This is a genomic window from Deinococcus pimensis DSM 21231 (assembly GCF_000519345.1).
Classification (GTDB): Bacteria; Deinococcota; Deinococci; order Deinococcales; family Deinococcaceae; genus Deinococcus_A; species Deinococcus_A pimensis.
This window is the reverse complement of sequence record NZ_KI912637.1, coordinates 157160-162832: the sequence shown is the minus strand read 5'-3', so window position 1 is coordinate 162832 and position 5673 is coordinate 157160. Positions and strand designations below refer to the sequence as shown.

Here is a 5673-nt window from a genome sequence, read left to right as displayed (position 1 = left end):
GCCCGGCCCGCCCAGACGCCCGCGCGTCCCGCCACGGGCACGCGCGCCGCCGCGACGGGCACCGCGTACACCAACCCCGTCGTGGACGAGGACGTCGCCGACCCCTTCATCCTGCGGGTCGGGAAGACGTACTACGCGTACTCCACCGAGGTCGCGAACGTGCAGACGCCCGTGCGGCGCTCCACGGACCTCGTGAACTGGCAGTACGTCGGCGACGCCCTCCCCGTCCTGCCCGGCTGGGCGCAGGGCGGCTTCACCTGGGCGCCCGAGGTGATGCCCGTCGGGAACGGCTACGTGATGTACTACACGGCCCGCGACGGCGCGTCGGGCCGCCAGTGCATCGGCGTGGCCACCTCCACCTCGCCCGAGGGGCCCTTCACGGACCGCTCGAAGGAGGCGTTCGTCTGCCAGACGGACCTCGGCGGCAGCATCGACGCGAGCCCCTTCGTGGACCGGGACGGCCAGCGCTACCTGTACTGGAAGAACGACGGGAACTGCTGCAACCAGTTCACCAGCATCTGGGTGCAGAAGCTCAGCGCGGACGGCACGAAGCTCGTCGGGACGGCCAGGGACCTCATCACGAACGGCGCCCTGTGGGAGGGCAACCTCATCGAGGCGCCCAACGTGTACCGACGCGGAAACAAGTACTACCTCTTCTACTCCGCCGCCGCGTACGACACCGACACGTACTCGGTCGGCTACGCCGTCGGCACGTCCCCCACGGGGCCCTTCCGCAAGCAGACCCGCGACGAGCCGTGGCTCTTCACGAAGGGCGCCGTGTCCGGCCCCGGCGGGCAGGGCGTCGTGACGGACGCGGCGGGCGACACGTGGCTCTTCTACCACGCGTGGACGACCGGGCAGGTCGGCTACGCCGACCCGAGCGACCCGAGCCGCCCGGGCGGCGTGCGCTCCCTGCGCATCGACCGCCTGACCTTCGACGCGAGCGGACGGCCCGTCCTGCGCGGCCCCACCACCACCGAGCAGAAGCAGGGGCCGCGCTGACGAGGTGAAGGGACGGATGTCAGAGACCTGAAAGACGTCCCGTCCTACCATGGGTCATGTTGACCACGCTCGTGCTGGTGCTGATCGCCGTGCTCTCCGTGCCCGCGCTCTCCCGCGTCCTCCCCGAGGCCCAGCCGCGTCCCGTCCCCCTTCCCGTCCGTTCCCGACGCCGGCGCTGATCGACATGACAGGAGGGGCCGCCCACCCGGGCGGCCCCTTCCACTGGTGGAGAGCCGCGTCAGCGGCCCGGGCATGAGCACCGGGCCGTCCCGGTGCGTACGACAAGGTCGTGCGGGCGTTCAGGCGAGCGCATGGGCGAGGTCGCGCCGCAGGTCCCCGGCGTCCTCCACCCCGACGCTGAGCCGCAGCAGACGTGGCGTGACGCCCGACGCGGCGCGCTGCTCCTCCGGCAGGCGGCCGTGCGTGGTCGTCCAGGGGTGAATGACCATCGTGCGGGTGTCCCCGAGGCTCGGCGCGATCCGCACGAGCTCCAGCCGGCTCAGGACGCGCGCGGGGTCCTCCACCTCGAAGGTGAGGACCGCGCCCGATCCGTGCGTCAGCACGCGCCTCGCCAGGGGGAACCACGGGGAGTCCGGCAGGCCCGGGTAGTTCACGCTCAGCACACCCGGCTGCGAGGAGAGCCACTCGGCGAGCGCGAGCGCGTTGTCGCACGACTGCCGCAACCGCAGCGCGAGCGTCTCGAGGCCCAGCACCACGAGGTGCGCCGCCTGCGGCCCGAGCGTCATGCCGATCTGGTGCGCGCCCAGCCAGCGTTGCCGCCACGACAGCGCGCCCGCGCCGCGCGTCTCCAGCAGGCTCGGCTCGCCCGAGGCGAAGATCGGGTTGGCCGAGAGGTCGTGCCGGTCCCCCACGAGCACCGCGCCCGCGAGGGCGGCGCCCTGTCCCGCCGCCCACTTCGTGAGGCTGTGCGTGACGATGTCCGCGCCGAGCGCCAGCGGTCGACACAGGTAGCCGACGCCGCCCCAGGTGTTGTCCACGCCGAGCAGCGCGCCGTGCGCGTGCGCGACGAGCGCGAGCGCGGGGATGTCCGCGACGTCCGCGGCGGGATTGCCGATCGTCTCGGCCCACACGAGCCGCGTCTCGGGACGCAGGGCTCCGCGCACCGCCTCCGGATCGTTGTCCACGATGGTGGCGGTGATCCCGAAGTTCGGCAGCACGTTGCGCAGCAGGCCGCTCGTGCCGCCGAACAGGCTGCTCGTCGCGACGACGTGGTCGCCCGCGCGGCACACCGACAGGATCGCGGTGGTCGTGGCGGCCTGACCGCTGCTCACCGCGAGCGCGCTCGTGGCGCCCTCCAGGGCCGCGAGCCGCGTTTCGAGCGCCTCCACGGTGGGGCTCTGGAGGCGGGCGTAGCTGTACTCGTCGTTCGTGGCGAAGACGTCCGCGCCGTGCTCCAGGCTCTCGAACTGGAAGGCGACGCTGTGATGCACGGGCACGCCGAGGCCCACCCCGCCCGCGCGGGGAATGCCCGTGTGCACGGCGAGGCTCTCGAAGGCGCGCGTGGGTTCGGAGGTGGGGGCAGCGCTGTCGGTGTCGGGGGTGTGGGCGGTCATGGCGTCCTCCTGGGGTACGGGGCGGGAGGGGACGCGCAGGCTTCCCCTCTGGAATGGAAGGGAACGTGCCGCCAGGTTCGGGCGCGTCCGGGACCCTTCGCTCATCGTTCCCGCGGGGGGCGTGCCATCGTCGGCGTCCGCGCGGGCTGGTGGGCACCGTGCCGTGATGAGGGCCGGTTGCCGCGCCGTCGTGGGGCCAGGTCCCTCGGGCGCTCGTGATGTGGGGGTCCGCGTGCGCGGACACGTCGAGTCTACGGGGAGGCGCGTGGAGGCGTCAAACCTTCACTCGGACGGCGCGTGCCAGAAACGCGGGCCCGCCATGCCCGCCATGTCCTCGTCGCGGACGGGACCGAAGTCGCGCGAGTCGACGCTCTCTCCGAGACGGCGGTTGTCGCCCATCACGAACACGTGACGCGGCGGGACCGTCACGGGCGGCTCGTCACGGCCCGCCTCGCCCGTCGTGTAGCTCTCCGCGACGCGCTCGCCGTTGCGGTACAGCAGGCCGCCGCGCACCTCGATCCGGTCGCCCGGCAGGCCCACCACGCGCTTGATGAGGTACGGGCGGTAGCGCAGGCCCAGGGGGCCCGTCTCGTAGCTCTCCGGATGGCCGGGCGGGGCCTTGAAGACGACGACGTCCCCCCGCCGGGGCCAGTCGGGGCGCAGGCCCCAGGCGTGCAGCCAGCGCGGCAGCTTCCACAGGATGAGGCGGTCGCCGCTCTCGTAGGTGGGGTTCATGCTGGTGCCGTCCACGCGGGCGAACATCACGAGGAACGTCGCGACGAGCCAGATCGGCAGGGCTGCGCCCAGCACCCACTCCCGCAGGAACGTCACGGCGGCGGAGCGGGAGCGCCCGGCGGGGGCTGCGGGCGTGGACGCGTCGCTGGCGTGGTCGGTGGACACGGGCGAATGCTACCGTGCCCGGATGAGTCGCGCGAAGGGTGCCGCTTACGTTGTCAGCGTAACGCCGCGTGCTCTAGGATGAGGCGTGATCGCACTCCTCGAAGGCCCCGTCCGCGACCTGCGCGAGAACAGCGCCGTCGTCATGGCGGGCGGCGTCGGGTACGAGGTGCTCTGCCCCCGCACCACCCTCGACACGCTCGTCATCGGCGAGACCGCCACGCTGCACACCCGCCTCCAGGTCCGCGAGGACGCCTGGACGCTCTTCGGCTTCCACCACCCCGACCTCGGCCTCCTCTTCGACCACCTCACCAGCGTCAGCGGCGTCGGCGGCAAGCTCGCCCTCGCCCTGCTCTCCGCCATGCCCTCCGCCGTCCTCGCCCACGGCCTCATCGGCGGCGACATCGGCCTGCTGTCCAGCGTCAGCGGCGTCGGCAAGAAGACCGCCGAACGCCTCACCCTGGAACTCCGCAACAAGATCCCCCCACGTCTCGCCAACGAGGTCGGCGCCAAGCCCCGCCCCGTCGGCCTCAACACCAGCGCCGAACGCGACGCCGTGGACGCCCTCCTCGCGCTCGGCTACCGAGAACTGCAGGTCCGCGCGGTCGTCGCCGAGCTCCTCGGCGAGAACCACGAGCTCACCGCCGACCAGATCATCCGCAAGAGCCTCGGACGGCTCAGGTAGGAAAGGGCAAGAGGGAGGGGCCGCCGGAATCCGGCGGTTCCTCCCTCCTGCTTCGTGCGTCAGGGAGTGGGCGTCCGCGTTCTGGCGTCGTACGCTCGGGGACGGCCCCTCGCTCATGCCTAGGCCGTCAACGTGTCTCTTCTTTCAGGAGGGCCCACGCCGCCAGGTACGCCAGCGGAAAGAACGGGAACCCGAAGGGCGTGAGGCTCACCAGCACCAGCAGCACGCGGACGACGTTCGTGCTGACGGGACCGAGATGTCCCGCGATCCCCCCGACGACTCCGGCGAGCACGCGGTTACGACGCGAACGGTGCAGCTTGATGTCCATGACACACGTACGCGCGGCGCGGCGCGCGGGTTCCCTCAGCCGCGGTCGCGTTCGAGCAGCACCACCTGCACCAGCGCGAGCGCGGCGAGTTCCTCGCTCGCGCCCGCCGGGAGGGGCCCCGCGCTCTCCATCGTGAAGCGGCGCTCCACGAACGACCGCTTCTTCACGATGCGCCGCGCGGCGCGGCCCTCCACGTCCGACATGGTGTACGTCGGGTTGATGAACATCCCGACGATCGGCCCGACGATGGGGATCTCGTCGACGAGCCCGTCGATCACCTTGATCCAGGGGTTGTCCTCGCGGACGTGCATGACCACGTCGCCGCGCGCGTCCGTCACCTCGTAGCGGGCGCCCCACAGGGTCCGCAGACCCTGCGCGCGGACCGCGCCGACCGCCTCGCCCGTGTCGGCGCGCGTGATGTGCCGCACGGCGCGCAGGTTCAGGACGCGGTCCGCGCGGAAGCGGTAGAGCGGGACGCGCTTGTCGAGGTCGGCGTAGACGGTGGTGCCCTCGCGCAGGGACAGCAGCTTCTCCTTCACCACCATCAGCAGGCGGCCCGACGCGTCGTGCAGCGTGAGTTCCGGCGACAGCGCGAGGATCTTGAAGGTGACGGTGAGCGGGTAGGGCACGCCTTCGAGGGAGCTGCGGGTCATGCCTCAGGGTACGCGGCGGGCGGCGCGAACGTTGCCCGTCCCTTCACCCCCGCACTTGCTACTGTTCCGGGCGCGGCGGACGTGCCAGTGTGCGCTCATGGCCACCCTGATCATCGGCGCCACCGGAGGGATCGGCGCCGCCACCGCCCGCGCCTGGCCCGGAGAGGCCCTGTGGCTCTCCGGCCGGGACGAGACGAAGCTCGCCGCGCTCGCCGGGGAGCTCCGCGCGACCGCCGCCACCGCCGACCTCGGCTACGAGAGTCACGTCCGCTCTCTCTTCGAGGGGCTCTCCCTGCCGCTGGAGACCATCGTGTACGCCGCCGGGTCGGTCGCGCTGGAGGCCGTGACGATCGCGTCGGGCGACGCGACGCGGCGGATGTGGAACGCGAACTACTTCGGGCTGCTGTGGGCCCTCAAGCACGGCGCGGCGCGGCTCGCGCCGGGCGGGCGCTTCTACGTGCTGGGCGCCCGGCCCGAGCTCGTCACGACGAGAGGCCTGTCGCAGTACGCGGCGAGCAAGGCGGCGGCGGCGCG

The 5673-nt window shown here is 72.4% G+C and carries 8 protein-coding genes; 4 read left to right on the top strand and 4 right to left on the bottom strand.

Annotated elements, in window-relative coordinates:
• Positions 1–1002, top strand: a 1002-nt coding sequence (locus DEIPI_RS29935; RefSeq protein WP_084474120.1) for a glycoside hydrolase family 43 protein, incomplete at its 5' end; no start/stop codon positions are given.
• Between the two features lie 56 nt (positions 1003–1058).
• The gene (locus DEIPI_RS41840; protein ID WP_281173199.1) at positions 1059–1181 is read left to right on the top strand and encodes a hypothetical protein; all 123 of its coding nucleotides are present in this window, start codon (positions 1059–1061) and stop codon (positions 1179–1181) included.
• A gap of 120 nt (positions 1182–1301) precedes the next feature.
• Here the strand turns inward: DEIPI_RS41840 and DEIPI_RS0109600 are convergent, their stop codons facing one another.
• Positions 1302–2576: a PLP-dependent transferase gene (locus DEIPI_RS0109600; RefSeq protein WP_027481640.1), complete on the bottom strand. Its 1275-nt coding sequence runs from the start codon at positions 2574–2576 to the stop codon at positions 1302–1304.
• A 282-nt stretch (positions 2577–2858) separates the two neighbouring features.
• Complete coding sequence (gene lepB, locus DEIPI_RS0109595) at positions 2859–3476, bottom strand: signal peptidase I (RefSeq protein WP_027481639.1); 618 nt, start codon at positions 3474–3476, stop codon at positions 2859–2861.
• Positions 3477–3561: 85 nt separating this feature from the next.
• Here lepB and ruvA point away from each other — a divergent pair, with 85 nt between their 5' ends.
• Complete coding sequence (gene ruvA / locus DEIPI_RS0109590; protein ID WP_027481638.1) at positions 3562–4158, top strand: Holliday junction branch migration protein RuvA; 597 nt, start codon at positions 3562–3564, stop codon at positions 4156–4158.
• Positions 4159–4285: 127 nt separating this feature from the next.
• Here the strand turns inward: ruvA and DEIPI_RS0109585 are convergent, their stop codons facing one another.
• Positions 4286–4486, bottom strand: a complete 201-nt coding sequence (locus DEIPI_RS0109585; protein WP_027481637.1) for a PspC domain-containing protein — start codon at positions 4484–4486, stop codon at positions 4286–4288.
• 35 nt (positions 4487–4521) lie between these two features.
• The gene (locus tag DEIPI_RS0109580) at positions 4522–5139 is read right to left on the bottom strand and encodes a hypothetical protein (RefSeq protein ID WP_045233989.1); all 618 of its coding nucleotides are present in this window, start codon (positions 5137–5139) and stop codon (positions 4522–4524) included.
• A 97-nt stretch (positions 5140–5236) separates the two neighbouring features.
• On the opposite strand from DEIPI_RS0109580, the gene DEIPI_RS0109575 reads away from it, so the two are divergent.
• A partial coding sequence (locus tag DEIPI_RS0109575; RefSeq protein WP_027481635.1) for an SDR family NAD(P)-dependent oxidoreductase occupies positions 5237–5673 on the top strand: 437 nt, incomplete at its 3' end.

Excerpts from the sequence above, each read along its gene's own strand:
- DEIPI_RS41840 (WP_281173199.1), top strand. The coding sequence starts at position 1,059 with ATGTTGACCACGCTCGTGCTGGTGCTGATCGCCGTGCTCTCCGTGCCC.
- DEIPI_RS0109600 (WP_027481640.1), bottom strand. The coding sequence starts at position 2,576 with ATGACCGCCCACACCCCCGACACCGACAGCGCTGCCCCCACCTCCGAA.
- DEIPI_RS0109585 (WP_027481637.1), bottom strand. The coding sequence starts at position 4,486 with ATGGACATCAAGCTGCACCGTTCGCGTCGTAACCGCGTGCTCGCCGGA.
- DEIPI_RS0109580 (WP_045233989.1), bottom strand. The coding sequence starts at position 5,139 with ATGACCCGCAGCTCCCTCGAAGGCGTGCCCTACCCGCTCACCGTCACC.